At 36.7% G+C, this 14,032-nt stretch carries 15 protein-coding genes; 1 reads left to right on the top strand and 14 read right to left on the bottom strand.

Going from position 1 to position 14,032, the window contains the following annotated elements:
* Positions 1 to 68: 68 nt before the first annotated feature.
* Complete coding sequence (locus AN161_RS25290) at positions 69 to 410, bottom strand: PH domain-containing protein (protein WP_053597082.1); 342 nt, start codon at positions 408 to 410, stop codon at positions 69 to 71.
* Between the two features lie 324 nt (positions 411 to 734).
* Here AN161_RS25290 and AN161_RS25285 point away from each other — a divergent pair, with 324 nt between their 5' ends.
* Positions 735 to 1,154 (top strand): DUF3139 domain-containing protein, encoded by a 420-nt coding sequence (locus AN161_RS25285; protein ID WP_053597081.1) that lies wholly within the window; start codon positions 735 to 737, stop codon positions 1,152 to 1,154.
* A 442-nt stretch (positions 1,155 to 1,596) separates the two neighbouring features.
* Here the strand turns inward: AN161_RS25285 and AN161_RS30270 are convergent, their stop codons facing one another.
* The 13 genes from AN161_RS30270 to xseA form a co-directional block, all read right to left on the bottom strand.
* Complete coding sequence (locus AN161_RS30270) at positions 1,597 to 1,758, bottom strand: hypothetical protein (protein ID WP_201406737.1); 162 nt, start codon at positions 1,756 to 1,758, stop codon at positions 1,597 to 1,599.
* 245 nt (positions 1,759 to 2,003) lie between these two features.
* Positions 2,004 to 2,492 (bottom strand): hypothetical protein, encoded by a 489-nt coding sequence (locus tag AN161_RS25280; protein ID WP_143115069.1) that lies wholly within the window; start codon positions 2,490 to 2,492, stop codon positions 2,004 to 2,006.
* A gap of 615 nt (positions 2,493 to 3,107) precedes the next feature.
* A complete protein-coding gene (locus AN161_RS25275; RefSeq protein ID WP_053597079.1) occupies positions 3,108 to 3,449 on the bottom strand; it encodes a hypothetical protein in 342 nt (113 codons plus the stop codon).
* A 136-nt stretch (positions 3,450 to 3,585) separates the two neighbouring features.
* Positions 3,586 to 3,822, bottom strand: a complete 237-nt coding sequence (locus AN161_RS25270) for a hypothetical protein (RefSeq protein WP_053597078.1) — start codon at positions 3,820 to 3,822, stop codon at positions 3,586 to 3,588.
* Positions 3,823 to 3,981: 159 nt separating this feature from the next.
* Positions 3,982 to 4,773, bottom strand: a complete 792-nt coding sequence (gene spo0A, locus AN161_RS25265; protein WP_053597077.1) for a sporulation transcription factor Spo0A — start codon at positions 4,771 to 4,773, stop codon at positions 3,982 to 3,984.
* A gap of 345 nt (positions 4,774 to 5,118) precedes the next feature.
* On the bottom strand, positions 5,119 to 6,066 hold the full coding sequence (locus AN161_RS25260) for a SpoIVB peptidase S55 domain-containing protein (protein WP_053597076.1): 948 nt from the start codon (positions 6,064 to 6,066) through the stop codon (positions 5,119 to 5,121).
* A gap of 121 nt (positions 6,067 to 6,187) precedes the next feature.
* On the bottom strand, positions 6,188 to 7,879 hold the full coding sequence (gene recN / locus AN161_RS25255; RefSeq protein WP_053597075.1) for a DNA repair protein RecN: 1,692 nt from the start codon (positions 7,877 to 7,879) through the stop codon (positions 6,188 to 6,190).
* A 34-nt stretch (positions 7,880 to 7,913) separates the two neighbouring features.
* Positions 7,914 to 8,363: a transcriptional regulator ArgR gene (gene argR / locus AN161_RS25250; RefSeq protein WP_053597074.1), complete on the bottom strand. Its 450-nt coding sequence runs from the start codon at positions 8,361 to 8,363 to the stop codon at positions 7,914 to 7,916.
* A 100-nt stretch (positions 8,364 to 8,463) separates the two neighbouring features.
* Complete coding sequence (locus tag AN161_RS25245; RefSeq protein WP_053597073.1) at positions 8,464 to 9,282, bottom strand: TlyA family RNA methyltransferase; 819 nt, start codon at positions 9,280 to 9,282, stop codon at positions 8,464 to 8,466.
* Positions 9,282 to 11,183 (bottom strand): 1-deoxy-D-xylulose-5-phosphate synthase, encoded by a 1,902-nt coding sequence (dxs, locus tag AN161_RS25240; RefSeq protein ID WP_053597072.1) that lies wholly within the window; start codon positions 11,181 to 11,183, stop codon positions 9,282 to 9,284. The genes AN161_RS25245 and dxs overlap by 1 nt, the downstream gene beginning before the upstream one ends.
* A 164-nt stretch (positions 11,184 to 11,347) precedes the next feature.
* On the bottom strand, positions 11,348 to 12,229 hold the full coding sequence (locus AN161_RS25235; protein ID WP_053597071.1) for a polyprenyl synthetase family protein: 882 nt from the start codon (positions 12,227 to 12,229) through the stop codon (positions 11,348 to 11,350).
* A gap of 3 nt (positions 12,230 to 12,232) precedes the next feature.
* Positions 12,233 to 12,466 carry an exodeoxyribonuclease VII small subunit gene (xseB, locus tag AN161_RS25230; RefSeq protein ID WP_053597070.1) on the bottom strand — a complete coding sequence of 78 codons (234 nt, stop codon included), beginning with the start codon at positions 12,464 to 12,466 and terminating at the stop codon, positions 12,233 to 12,235.
* A 2-nt stretch (positions 12,467 to 12,468) separates the two neighbouring features.
* Positions 12,469 to 13,821 carry an exodeoxyribonuclease VII large subunit gene (xseA, locus tag AN161_RS25225; protein WP_053597069.1) on the bottom strand — a complete coding sequence of 451 codons (1,353 nt, stop codon included), beginning with the start codon at positions 13,819 to 13,821 and terminating at the stop codon, positions 12,469 to 12,471.
* Positions 13,822 to 14,032: the final 211 nt, after the last annotated feature.

Raw genomic sequence — 14,032 nt, 5'->3', positions numbered from 1 at the left:
AATTTGGGGAGGTGCCCGTTTTTTATTGTTTTAGAACCCTTGATACTAAAGGGACTAGAATTATGAAATTAACTCATGTTAGTTGATTTATTAAAGTTTTTCTGTATCGGTAATTCACTACCGGAAACCCAAATTTTTAACTCTGCATCTAGATCAAATGTTCCCGCAGTTTCAACTGAAAAATGAAGAATACTCTTATATGGAATTGAATGATATTGCGTTTTCTTTCCAGTGACTCCTTGTTTATCGATTAAGATAAGTCTTTTATCCGTAAAAATAAACGTATCTCTTATAATTTTATAGGCATTCTTAATTGTTTCATTAGGTGTTAGTAAATCTTTAACTTCTTCCTGTAATTTTTCTAGATTAACTTCACTTGCATTACCTATTATCCCATCAAATAACCCCATCTTAACTCCCCCTCCAAATGTCCATCCTTCATTTAAAATATGAGATTATTTTTCCATAAATTCAACACCACTCCGTTAAACGATACTATTTAAAATTTCGAATAAGCAGTAATTTTTAATTGATTAAATACTAAAATAGGGTAAAATTACACTAAAATAGATGTTCATTGGATAAATTGAGCAAATGGTTTGTAGCTTCAATAATAGGGGGGATTTTTATTTTTCAATAAGATAAACAAAGCTTATCACACATCAATCAAGGACTTGTGCGTAAAAAATGAATATTGTTAAGAAGAAAGCAACAATAAAGAAGGGTGACGTAAAATGAATAAAAAAAAGATATATATTACAATTAGTATCCTAATTGCTGTTATTGTCATTGCTATTCCAATGGGTTTTATTTATGTGCTAAACAATGGTAATCCGTATACAAAATACATGGCTAATAAGTATGTTCCAGAATACTTAGAAGTGAAGGGATATACAGACGAAGAAATTGAAAAATCACATTATATTGAGCCAAAGTACTTAATAAATAAAGATTTTTATCACGGACATTATATGGTCATTTTTAAAGATGAGCCGAATACAACCTATTATTATGGAATAACTAAAAAAGGAAAACAAGTTCAGCAATTTTGTGAAAAAGACATACTTTCATCGGATGGTGTTACTGACATATTTGAGGGTGAGACAAAATATAGTGAGAAAGAATGTAAAAATTCTTTAGATAATAGAGATTAACGTTAACAAAGACTATTATCTCCTTTACCAATAGAAACAATAACCATCACACATCTATCTATGGGCTTGTGCGTAAAATTACACACAAGTCCTTTTTATGCTACCTCTATCCCTATCCACATTGCTACGCAAAGAGCATTAAAGTTAGTTCATATGACTTCAAGATCTCTGGTGATAAATATTTAGCGTCACAGCGTAACATAATTCAGTAATCGTACTCTTTTTGAACACAAAAAAAGACACCCTTCCACTTTTGATTTTCAAGGAAATCAATAAATGTAGGCGTGTCAAATTCATACGTTCGTATTTAGTTCTTATAAATTATGACATTATTGAAGCTGATCTATCATCGACTAACGTTTATTAAACACCTAATTGCTGAATAGGCGAGAGTCTACATACCATGCTTCTCACTTTATTAACTTATATCAATTATGTAGTTTTACTGTCTCTTTTCCACAAATAACAAAATTAGTGTTGCCAATGGACCTAATACAAGAGAAAGTAAAAACCAATTTAACCCCGTTCTATTCTTCCCTTGTGCAAGGGCAGCATTTATCAACGCCAATGTACCCCAACCTACGAAATATTGGCTATCCATCATTCCGACCCCCTATCTATTTAACAATACGGTACTGTTAGTGTACATTTCTTCACAAATTTGATTATAACACATCCAAATAACACGCTTCATACAAGGTGTAAACACTGTTAAGTTATGACACAATCAAAAAAGCCCACTCCATTAAGTAATCACCTTTGCAAATCACAAATTATTAATTTCAATATCTTCTGCTTTCGGAAGATTGCAAATAAAAAAAAACAACCTACTCAAAAGAGAGTAAGCTGTCATTCTTCAATTCCTTTTGCTCTAATATCAATCATCTTTAATGCAATATCAGAAACTAAAACTGTATTAGCCTTAATAATTTCTAACTCATAATCATTAGGTTCATCTATATACTTTTTAAGTGCTTGAAACCTTATATCTTGGTATTTTTTCAGTTCCTCAAATAGGTATGCAATCTTTTTATCTCCTTCAGTAATAGTATTTAATTTGATACTATTCATACTTTCTTCAACTGATTCACCAGTTTCGAGTAACTCTTTCATTTGATAATCCTCTAATGGCAAATTGGAAGTGAATAACAAATATTTATTCAAGTTTACTTGATGCTCAACTAAGATGATATTGAAATCTTTCATAATTATATCGACTTCTGCACTTAAATCATTTTTAGGTTGTGGGTCAATAACCTCTTCTTCCATTTCCTTTTGTGCTACTTCAATTTTCTTATTAGGTTCAGTTTCTGATACATTATTAACATCAGCCTTCACAGATTCATTCTTACCGCACGCCCATAGAATCATTATAATACCAATAATTAGAGATAATCATTTAATCTTTCTCACTTCACAACACCCCTATTTTCACTACTCACAGTTATATATTACCAACGATATAATTGTAAGGGAATACCTATTTTTTTATGATGTTATGGTAGCGTACAAAATAAACAGATAGGGGTACCCGCCGCTTCTTGTAAATACTTTTCCAATCTAATTCGAATTAATCTTTGTTTGCTATAGTCCACATTAATAATGCGATAAGTCACATCGTAAACAGTTACATTACCATATGTATCTTTATTTAGTCCAAAATACTCCTTAATTGCTTCATTATCACGAACTGTTATCTCATAAATTGGTTTATTTAGATTAATCGCTTCATTAGATGAGATTGAAAAATCTTTGCATTTTAATATTGCAGGAAAATCGCCTATCTTCGTTAACTACGTCTCATAAACTGGACGTCCTAACTTATCGTTCCCTAAAATTGAAAGGATTGAGGAATCGATTCTTCTTTTTTTATGTTTGAGGAGAGGATAAAAGAAATCAATAAATATCAAAAAGCATAAGCTTTTTACGCCTATGCTTTTTCAAAAATTAATGTTAAGACATCGTTATTCTTTTACAAGCTACTTTTGCTGCTGGAATTCCAACACCAGCATCAAGTGCTGCATCTACTGATTCTCCCCAAGAACCACTGCTAGCCTTTATTTCGTTCCCTGCTGTAAAAACTCCCTCTGCTACAATGTTAATACAATCATAATAGTCTGGATTATGATTACTTTCAAGATAATGTGCAGCTAATTCGTCTGCTTTCTTTTGTATTGAAACTCGACCTTGTTCAGCCAATGAACTAAAAACACTCTCAGCTTGCCCGCCAAGATGTACTATTCCGTCGTTAATGTCTCGACCAGTACGATGTATATCTCCCATTTCAGATGACATATTTAGTCCTCCCAATCCTTGAAATTTGAACATGTTCTTAAGTTCACAAATATTTTCTCCAACTGAGATTGATCTTATCCATCAACAACTGTCCTAAATAATCCTCAATTTCCACTAGGGTAATTTAACTCCCCAACTACTTCCAATCCCTGTACTGATCAAACTTTGTCACATCAAACGCTTTAAAGAGTTGTAGAAGTTCATTATCCTCTAGCATTACCTTCATTTTATGCTCTGGCTTGACGTTCTTAACGTTTTTCAGTGGATTAGTATGAATCACTTGTTCTTGATACAAGTAAGCGGAAAACACCTTTATATTGCGTGTATAGTTTGCAATTGTAGTCTTGTCTATTTCAATATCGAAATCAGTCATAAAAAAAAACACCTCCATGAACGGGAATTCCCCATAAATGAATGTGTTTCATAATTTAATTCAATTAATTAACATTAGTTATATGAAATCAGTAGTTAGTCGGTATAAATTCAATGAATTCTCTCTAAATAAGTCCTGTAATCCCTTGTAGCTCTAAACTTAGCTCGCCATCATATCAATACGAATCTTGTCAGCGATCATGGCGATGAATTCGCTATTTGTCGGCTTCGATTTTAAATGATGTACTGTATACCCAAACATCGACGAAATCGATTCATAATTGCCACGATTCCATGCGACTTCAATCGCATGACGAATCGCACGCTCAACTCGTGATGGAGTTGTATTGAACTTTTTGGCGATTTCTGGATATAAAATTTTCGTCACAGAGCCTAATAACTCGATATCTTCGAATACCATTTGAATTGCCTCTCGCAAATAAGAGTACCCTTTAATATGTGCAGGAACGCCGATTTCTTTAATAATGGCTGTGATCGTGCTATCTAATTGATGTTGATTTAATTTTTGAGGTGCCGCAGGTTGTAAAACGCTTGTCTTTTTAGGAAGCATTGCCTTCTGTCCAGCACAATGTAAAATCTTTTGAACTAACTGATCGAATTCAAATGGCTTTAGCATGAAATAGGAAGCACCTAAGTCTACAGCTTGTTTCATGACATCTTCTTGACCAAAAGCAGTCAACATTATAACTTGAACGGATGACATTTGTTCATTTTGATACATTGATTCTAATACAGCTAACCCATCAAGATGTGGCATTATTATATCTAGAAGTAAAATATCAGGTGTAAATTCCTCCAACATTTGCAAACAAACTTTCCCATTTGAAGCAGTTGCAATTATTTCAATTTCAGGATGCCCTTGAAAATACTGCTCCATCGTTTTTAATAACTCACGATTATCATCTGCAATCGCTACTTTAACCTTTGTCATTTCAATTCCTCCTTCTGAACTATGCTTTGAATCATCTCAAAGCGTTTCCCTACCCCTTATGCGTTTTTTAGCACACTGTGGAATTTTCGACATTTTTGTTTTAAAAACCTTTTCTATTTCCAAAAATGAGTATGTAGTCCGATACTTTCTTTTTATATCGACAAGTTACGATAAATACCAGCAAATTGTCGAATGCTTATATTATTTATTTTAGTGAATAAACTGAGATAAAACTACAGTTTTTTTAAAGTATCGCTAATCCCTTCATAAATAAATGAAATACTTCCAAATAATAAATAACACTTCCATGAAAGAATGGAGCCGCCAAAAGGAAGCTCCATTTTTTTATGATGATTTTTTTAACATTTCCGCTACTGTAATTGCAGCTCCCTTTTTAGGCTCCTCCACAAACATATGTGTAACTGCACCCACAAAACGACCGTCTTGAATGATAGGACTGCCACTCATCCCCTGCAAAATACCACCTGTTTTTTCAATGAGCTTTTTGTCAGATACTATGAATTCAAGGCGTTCATTTTCGACCTTTGTAATTTCAATAGAAAAAGTTTCCACCTTACTGCCCTCTATCGCCGTGTAGATTTCAGCTTTTCCTGTTTTTATATCCTTTTCATGCATAATTTCAATTGCTTTAGGCAATCTTTGTTGATAACCGTCTTCCCAACGGCCAAAAATTCCATAAACTGTATTTTTATCTATACTCCCTAATCGTTCCTGATGTTTTTCAATGGAGGATATTTTATAGCCAGGTTGGCCAGGTATACTTTTACGAATTTGTTGAATCGAAGCTAAAAAAATGGAGCCAGCATGGAAAATAGGGGCTTCTTGTAAGGTTGAATCAACAATTTGATGGCCTAATGCACCGTAATTTTTTGTCTCTGGATCAATGTATGTCAATGTTCCTACTCCATCTGTTTCATCTTTTAAAAAGGAAATAACATGTTCTGCTTCTTGCTCCTGTAACTCAAGGGTTACTTCTTTTCCTTCATTTTTTATCGTCCATTTCTGTTGCCCTTGCTTAGCAACAGCTTGTTTGGCATCCGCAAGCGTTTTTACAGTGATATCATTTATTTTTTCAACAACAGCGCCTCCTTTCATCCACTGATTGGAAGCTAATAGCACATCATGCGCTACAAATACATGTGATAGCTGAAGTTGAATTCCAATTGCTTCGCCCATCGGAATAAGCTTTTTTGCAGCAAAAACCTTTACGGGCATGAACAATAAAACGATGAGCATAGGCAAAATGACAAATTGACGCCAACGACGATACATACGACACCTCCTTTTCATTTTTGTCTTTTTACTATGTGTTGTTGTGGCATTCTTATAAGCGGTAAATATTTGTGCAAAAAGAAAAAACCCAGAAACATCAGTGCTGTTTCTGGATTCTTTGTTATCTCATTTGTTTTTTTCGTTCATTTGCCATTTTTAAAAGCTCTGTTGCGTGCTGCAACGTTAAGTCTGTAATCTCTGCACCGGATATCATGCGACTCACTTCTTCAATACGAGCATCCGTATCTATTTCCAACAATGACGTAAATGTGCGATCATGCTCGACTTCTTTTTTGATAAAATAATGATGATCTGCCATCGCAGCCACTTGTGGTAAATGCGAAATACATAAGACTTGGGAATTAACGGATACCGCTGCAATTTTTTCTGCGATCGCTTGCGCCACGCGTCCACTTACACCTGTATCTACCTCATCAAAAATAATTGATGTTATGCCGTTAGAAGAAGAGAAAATCGTTTTAAGTGCAAGCATCATTCGCGATAATTCTCCACCAGAAGCAATTTTTGGTAAAGATTTTGGTGGTTCGCCCACATTCGTAGAAATATAAAAAATTACTTGGTCTTTACCATTCGCATCAAAGTAAGGCAATTCATCAAAATTAACAATAAATTTGGCTTTTTCCATATGTAATTCGCGTAGTTCGGCCATAATAGCTTCACTTAGATTATGCGCAGCTGCCTTTCGTACAGTAGAAAGTTCTGCAGCAAGCTCATTTAGTACTGATTCCATTTCCAGTACTTTTCGTTCTTTTACTTGCAAAATTTCGTCACGATTTAAGAGCTCATTAAGCTCTGTTTTAATTTTTTCGTAATACGTTAAAATCTCTTCGACTGTTGAGCCATATTTGCGCTTCAAATTTTGTAATAAGGCTAAACGCTGCTCAACCTCATTTAAACGAGCAGGGTCAAATTCTAACTCATCTAAAACATTTTTGACCTGATATGCAGCATCTTGTAACGCATAAAACGCAGTTGTGACTGATTCTGATGCCTCTTTAAATTGCTCGTCAATGGTCGCAGCATCCTCTAAGGCACCCATAGCATTGCCAATCCAGTCAAGGCCTTTTGATTCACCTTGAATAGCTTCATATGCTGCACTGGAACGTTCGAAAATCTTATTGAAATTCATAAGACGGCGTCGTTCATCAAGAAGCTCATCTTCCTCGCCAAGCTTTAAATTGGCATCCTCTAGCTCTTTCATTTGGAATTGGTACAAATCAATACGCTGCGCCATTAACTGTTCATCAATCGAGATAGAAGCTAATTCTTTTTTAAGCGAACGATATTCATCATACTGGGAACTGTACAATTCTTGAATTGATATAAGTTGTTCCTCAGCAAAGTGGTCAAGTAAAAAGATATGCTGTTTCTCATCCATGAGTTCTTGATTTTCATGCTGCCCATGAATATCGATGAGGCTAGCACCAATATCACGTAGTACAGATAATGGCACAAGTTTACCATTTACTCTACAAACACTTTTTCCAGAATCATTTAAATCACGGCGTAAAATAATGGTATCTTCTTCGATTTCAATGCCGGCCTCTTCAAGTTTCTTGTGAACAGGATGTCCAGAATTTGAAATTTGAAATAAACCACCTAATTCAGCCTTTTTAGTCCCATGTCGAATGAATTCGGAATTTCCTCGACCGCCAGCAAGTAAATGAACTGCATCAATAATAATTGATTTTCCTGCACCTGTTTCACCTGTTAAAACAGTTAAACCATCTGAAAAGCTAACTGTCAAATCTTCAATGATGGCAAAGTTTCGAATACTAAGCTCTCTTAACACAAAATGTCACCTCTGTATCAAATTACCCTGTTATTTATAGCATTTCTAATAAGCGATTTTTTGTATTTTCACGCTCATTTTCGTCTCGACAAATAATTAAAATAGTATCGTCTCCAGAAATAGTACCTAAAATTTCAGGCCAATCTAAATGGTCAAGCAGTGATGCAATAGCATTTGCATTACCAGGAAGAGCTTTCATTACTAAAAAGTGAGATGCACCGTCAATGCTGACAAAAGCATCAGTTAACGCACGGTGTAATTTTTGTATAGGATTGAAACGTTGGTCTGCGGGCAAGCTATATTTATAGCGTCCATCTTGTAAAGGTACTTTGACAAGATGAAGTTCTTTAATATCTCGTGATACTGTTGCTTGTGTCACATTATAGCCTGCATCTTTTAAAAAATCGACTAAATCATCTTGTGTCTCAATTTCATGATTGGCAATAATATCCCGAATTCGTATATGTCTTTGTCCTTTGTTCATGTTGGTCACCTCTTATAAATAGTTAGATATTTGTATATTTACACTACCATTTTCAGCATAAAAGCACAAGAAAAAACACGGCTCTGTAGACGAGCACGTGTTATTTTAGTGTACTATGCGCTTCTTCAACGAGTGCATTAAAAGCTGTATATGCAGGAATTTCTTCATCATCAAAAGGATTCACTAAATGGAATAAAAATTCAATATTTCCTTCGCCTCCTGTAATTGGAGAAAACGAAGCATCCTTAACGACAAAGCCAACCTTTGTCGCCATTGCAGCTGTTTTTTCTAGAACTTCTAGATGTACTTTTTTATCACGAACAATGCCTTTTTTACCAACATTCTCTTTACCAGCTTCAAACTGAGGCTTTACTAGCGCCATCACATCGCCGCCTGGCATTAACAGTGTTTTTAAGACAGGTAAAATAAGCGATAACGAAATAAAGCTAACATCAATTGTTGCGAAGTCTGGTAAGCCCTCTGTTAAATCTGCCGCTGTCGTATAACGGAAATTTGTTTTTTCCATCACCGTTACACGTTCATCAGAGCGGATTTTCCACGCTAGTTGGTTGGAGCCAACATCCAATGCATAGCAATGTCTTGCACCATGCTGTAATGCACAATCCGTAAAGCCCCCTGTAGAGGAGCCAATGTCAAGCATTAGCTTCCCTTCTACAGACATATCAAAAATTTGTAGTGCTTTCTCTAGCTTCAAGCCACCACGACTTACATATTTTAAATCAGAGCCTTTTACTTGCAGTGGTGCATCTATAGCTATTTTTTCCCCCGCCTTATCGATGCGAGTTTCATTAGAAAAAACTAGCCCTGCCATAATAGAGCGCTTTGCTTTTTCTCGCGTTTCACATAGCCCACGTTCTACAAGTAAAATGTCTACACGTTCTTTTGGTTGTTTTGTCATTATTTATTCAAACCTACTTGCTGTTTTTGTTGAAGTAACACGTGCATACGTGCCACTGTATCCTCAGCTGTCATATGGATTTCAGCGAGTAGCTGATCTACATTTCCATGCTCAATAAATTGATCTGGGATACCCATACGATCAATCAGTGCACTTAAATAACCATGGTCATGGGCAAACTCTAGTACCCCACTACCAAAGCCACCTTGTAGAACTGCCTCTTCAATCGTTAATATTGGTTTACGATTTGATAATATACGGTGCAGCATATCCTCATCCATTGGTTTAATGAAACGAGCATTGACTACTTCTATCTCTACACCTTGCTGGGCTAGAATACTGGCTGCTTCCATTGCCATTGGAATCGTCGTACCAAAGGTTAAGATCGTAGCATCCTTACCTTCACGTAATACTTCCCAACTTCCAATTGGTAAAGTCTTAAGTTCATCGTCTAACGGAACGCCTATACCATTACCTCGTGGATAACGCAACGCAATTGGGCCACCATCATATTCAATGGCTGTTTTCACCATATGTTGACCTTCATTTTCATCCTTTGGCATCATAATTGTCATATTTGGTATATGACGAAGGAAAGCAATATCAAATACACCTTGATGTGTTTCACCGTCTGCGCCAACTAAGCCTGCACGGTCAATCCCAATGAAGACATTCAAGTTTGGACGAGCGATATCATGCAGTACTTGGTCATAGGCACGTTGAAGGAACGTTGAATAAATGGCTAAAAACGGCTTCATATTTTGTGTTGCTAGGCCTGCCGCCATCGTAGCTGCATGTTGCTCAGCAATCCCCACATCAAAGAAGCGATTTGGGAAATCCTTTTGGATACCTTGTAATTTCGAGCCTACTGGCATTGCAGGAGTTATAGTGACAATTCGTTTATCCTCATGAGCAATTTTGCGGACAGTCTCAGCAATCAAACTACTCCAAGCTGGACCTTTCGCTTCGGACTTTACAAAGGCACCGTTTTCAATTTTATAAGGACCTGTCCCATGCCAATTACCGATTGTATCATCCTCAGCAGGTTTATAACCTTTGCCTTTTTTCGTAATAACATGAACGAGTACTGGGCCATTTACTTTTTTAGCTTGTGATAATGTTGTCTCAAGAGCATCGAAATCATGTCCATCAATCGGTCCAAGATATTTAAAGCCTAGCTCTTCAAAGAACACACCTGATACCACTAAATATTTTAAGCTGTCTTTTAAGCGCTCAGCAGTTGAAGCAAGCTTACCACCTAGCACAGGAATCTTATTGATGAGAGATTCCACTTCTTCTTTTGCTTTTGAATATTCCTTGGCTGTACGAAGACGTCCTAGTACGTTGTGTAACGCTCCGACGTTTGGAGCGATTGACATTTCATTATCATTTAAAATGACAATCATATTTGTTTCTGCATGGCCTATATGGTTTAATGCCTCAAGTGCCATACCGCCAGTTAACGCTCCATCTCCAATAATTGGTATCACGAAGTTCTTTTCTTTTTTTATATCACGTGCTGCCGCCATACCCATGGCTGCTGACAAAGATGTCGAGCTATGACCTGTTTCCCACTCATCATGTTCACTCTCCACACGCTTTGGAAAACCACAAAGCCCTTTGAACTGACGTAATGTGTCAAATTGACTCGCACGACCTGTCAAAATTTTGTGCACGTAAGCTTGGTGGCCAACATCCCATAAAAACTTATCTTGTGGACTGTCAAACACTTTATGGAGCATGATCGTTAGCTCCACAACACCTAGGTTCGGTCCGATATGACCACCTGTGACAGAACATTTTTCAATTAAGAAAGTACGAATTTCTTGTGCAAGTTGCTCAAGATCCTTCTTATCTAAGTTTTTTAAAAAGGATGGACTAGTTATCTTATTTAAATCCACCTTTCTCACACACCTTTTCAATAAATTATTCACCGTAATTGTGTTTCCACCATTATAACAGTGTTATCAATATGCTAAAAGTACGAACACTTTATTGTTTGCACATCGGCAAACGCCCTCACCTATTCTAGCATATTCTTTGCCTTTAACGCCTTGTTTTTCTCCTAGTTTTTACGATGAACAATATAGGCTGCAAACTCACGTAATAAGCTGACATTTACTTGCAATTTATCTAGTGCGTTAATGGCATGCTGATAATGCTCAGCTAGCTTTTCTTTTGCCCCATTTAAAGTTAACAGGGCTGGGTATGTGCTTTTATCACTCGCTACATCCTTACCTGCAGTTTTGCCCAGTTCTTCTGTAGTTCCCTCAATATCTAAAATATCGTCTTGAATTTGGAAGGCAAGGCCGATATGATGCGCATATTCCTTTAAAGTTGCGCGATCCTCTTGTGTTACATCAGCTAATACGGCTCCCGCTTCAATACTAAATCGTAATAAAGCGCCCGTTTTATTGACATGGACATGCTCAAGTTCAGCTAAGTTTAGCTGACGTTGCTCACCTTCCATATCGAGTACTTGACCACCAACCATACCTTCTGCACCGGCTGCTTCACTTAAAAGATTGACAAGCTCAATGCGTTTTTCCGCTGACACATCCATGCGTGCTAAAATGCCAAACGCAAGTGTATTTAATGCATCTCCTGCAAGTGTCGCTAATGCCTCGCCATATACTTTATGATTTGTCGGCTTACCTCTACGGAAATCATCATTATCCATGCTTGGTAAATCATCATGGATTAACGAGTACGTATGGATGATTTCAATGACTGATCCTACAGTTAAACCATCCTTCAAATTCTTATTGTATAGCTCGAGTACGGCCAATACGAAAAGAGGACGAATACGTTTACCTCCAGCTTTTAATGAATAAAGCATCGATTCTTTTAAATCGGCTGGCGCATCAATTTTCTCAACAAGTGCAAACATTTCAGCTTCAACTTGTGGTATGTTGCTTTCAATAAAATGTTTTAATTGCTCGTTCATTTTTTAATTCTCTCCCTTTAGTGGATCAAATGCTGTAGTCTCTCCTGTCTCTTGGACAATTGAAATTAACTGCTCTTCAGCATGTTGCAACTTACTATGGCAAAATTGTGATAGCTCCATTCCTTGCTTATATAGATCAATCGCATTTTCTAGCGGCACATCACCTTGCTCTAGCTGGCGGACAATTTCCTCAAGTGCCGTCATTGCTTCTGCGAAAGTTTGTTGTTTCTCTGCCACAATTATTCCCCCTCATTTTTCGGCAAGATCTTTTTCACATCAGCAATAACCTTTCCATCATGGAAGGAAAGTGTTAATTGATCATGCGGTTTTACATCAGCTGATGATTTTAACATTTGATTATCTTTATAAGCTACCGTGAAGCCCCTTGTTAAAATGGCTAATGGATTCAATGCTTCTAAAGTTCTGACAGTTGCCTCAAATTGTTGTTTTTGCTTCGTTACATAATGCGTTGCAGCACGAGTTAATTGTTGGACGTTAGTTTCTAGCTCTCGTTGATGGAAAGCTAATGCCTTTTTCGGCGAGTGCTGTTCTACCGCACTATGTAATTGTTGAAACTGCGCTGTTTTCTTCATCAAATCGACTTGCATTGCTTTTTGTAATCCCGATTCAAGTTGTGCTAGCCTTTCCGTAAATGGTCGATATAGGCGTTCTGGCATTGACAACGGATAAGATTGTTGGAGCTTATTTAGACGCTGACGTTCTGCCATAAGTTGCGCTCTTACGATTTGATGCAGTTGTGATTTTTGTGTAAGCACCCGTTGAAATAAATCTTGTTGATCCGGTACAGCCATTTCAGCAGCTGCTGTTGGTGTCGGTGCGCGCAAATCAGCTACATAATCCGCTATAGTCGTATCGGTTTCATGACCCACTGCACTAATAATTGGGATGCGACTTTCAAAAATTGCTCGTGCGACAACTTCCTCGTTAAATGCCCATAAATCCTCAATCGATCCACCGCCTCGCCCAACAATCAGCACATCGCAATTCGCTTCGATATTTGCTCGCTCAATATTGTGAACAATGTTTGGCGCTGCTTGTGCTCCCTGTACAAGGGTTGGATAAATAAAAACTTCAGCAAGTGGATAGCGTCTCTTTAATGTTGTACAGATATCTCGAATGGCGGCACCTGTTGTCGACGTTAAAACACCGATTTTTTCTGGAAACCTCGGAATTGGTTGTTTCCATTCAGGTTTAAAAAGTCCTTCTTTTTGTAACTGTTCTTTCAACTGGTTAAAGGCAACAAACAAGCTACCAATCCCATCTGGCTGCATTTCCTGTACATATAATTGATATGTACCATAGCTTTCGTAAACGTTTACATCTCCACGGATAAAAACTTGCATACCTTCCTTGGGTTCAAACGCTAATTTTGATGCTGCCGTTTTAAACATTGTAGCCGCAATTCGTGCTCCATCGTCCTTTAATGTAAAGTAAATATGCCCTGATTGATGTATCTTGACGTTGGATAGCTCTCCCTTTACATAGACTTCACGTAAATGCGGGTCGGCATCAAATTTTCGTTTAATATATTTCGTTAATGCTTTTACAGTTAAATAAGAAGCAGATGACATTTTTTCGGCTCCTTTACTAAAATCAAGTTTTTCAAAAAACTACAACTATCATAACATTTTTTATTGCACCTGACGTGCCAAATTGCAGTTTCGCTATAAAAAACGACTGTCTTTCATACAATTGAAAATCTTACTATAACATAACTTTTGAATAGTGAGCTGAATAAATTCCTTTAAATTAATATGAATTCATTGAAGTAACAAAGCAAAG

The sequence above is a fragment of the Lysinibacillus sp. FJAT-14222 genome (assembly GCF_001278875.1).
Classification (GTDB): Bacteria; Bacillota; Bacilli; order Bacillales_A; family Planococcaceae; genus Lysinibacillus; species Lysinibacillus agricola.
Note: the sequence above shows the minus strand (reverse complement) of the source record. Positions and strands in the feature narration are given on the sequence as shown.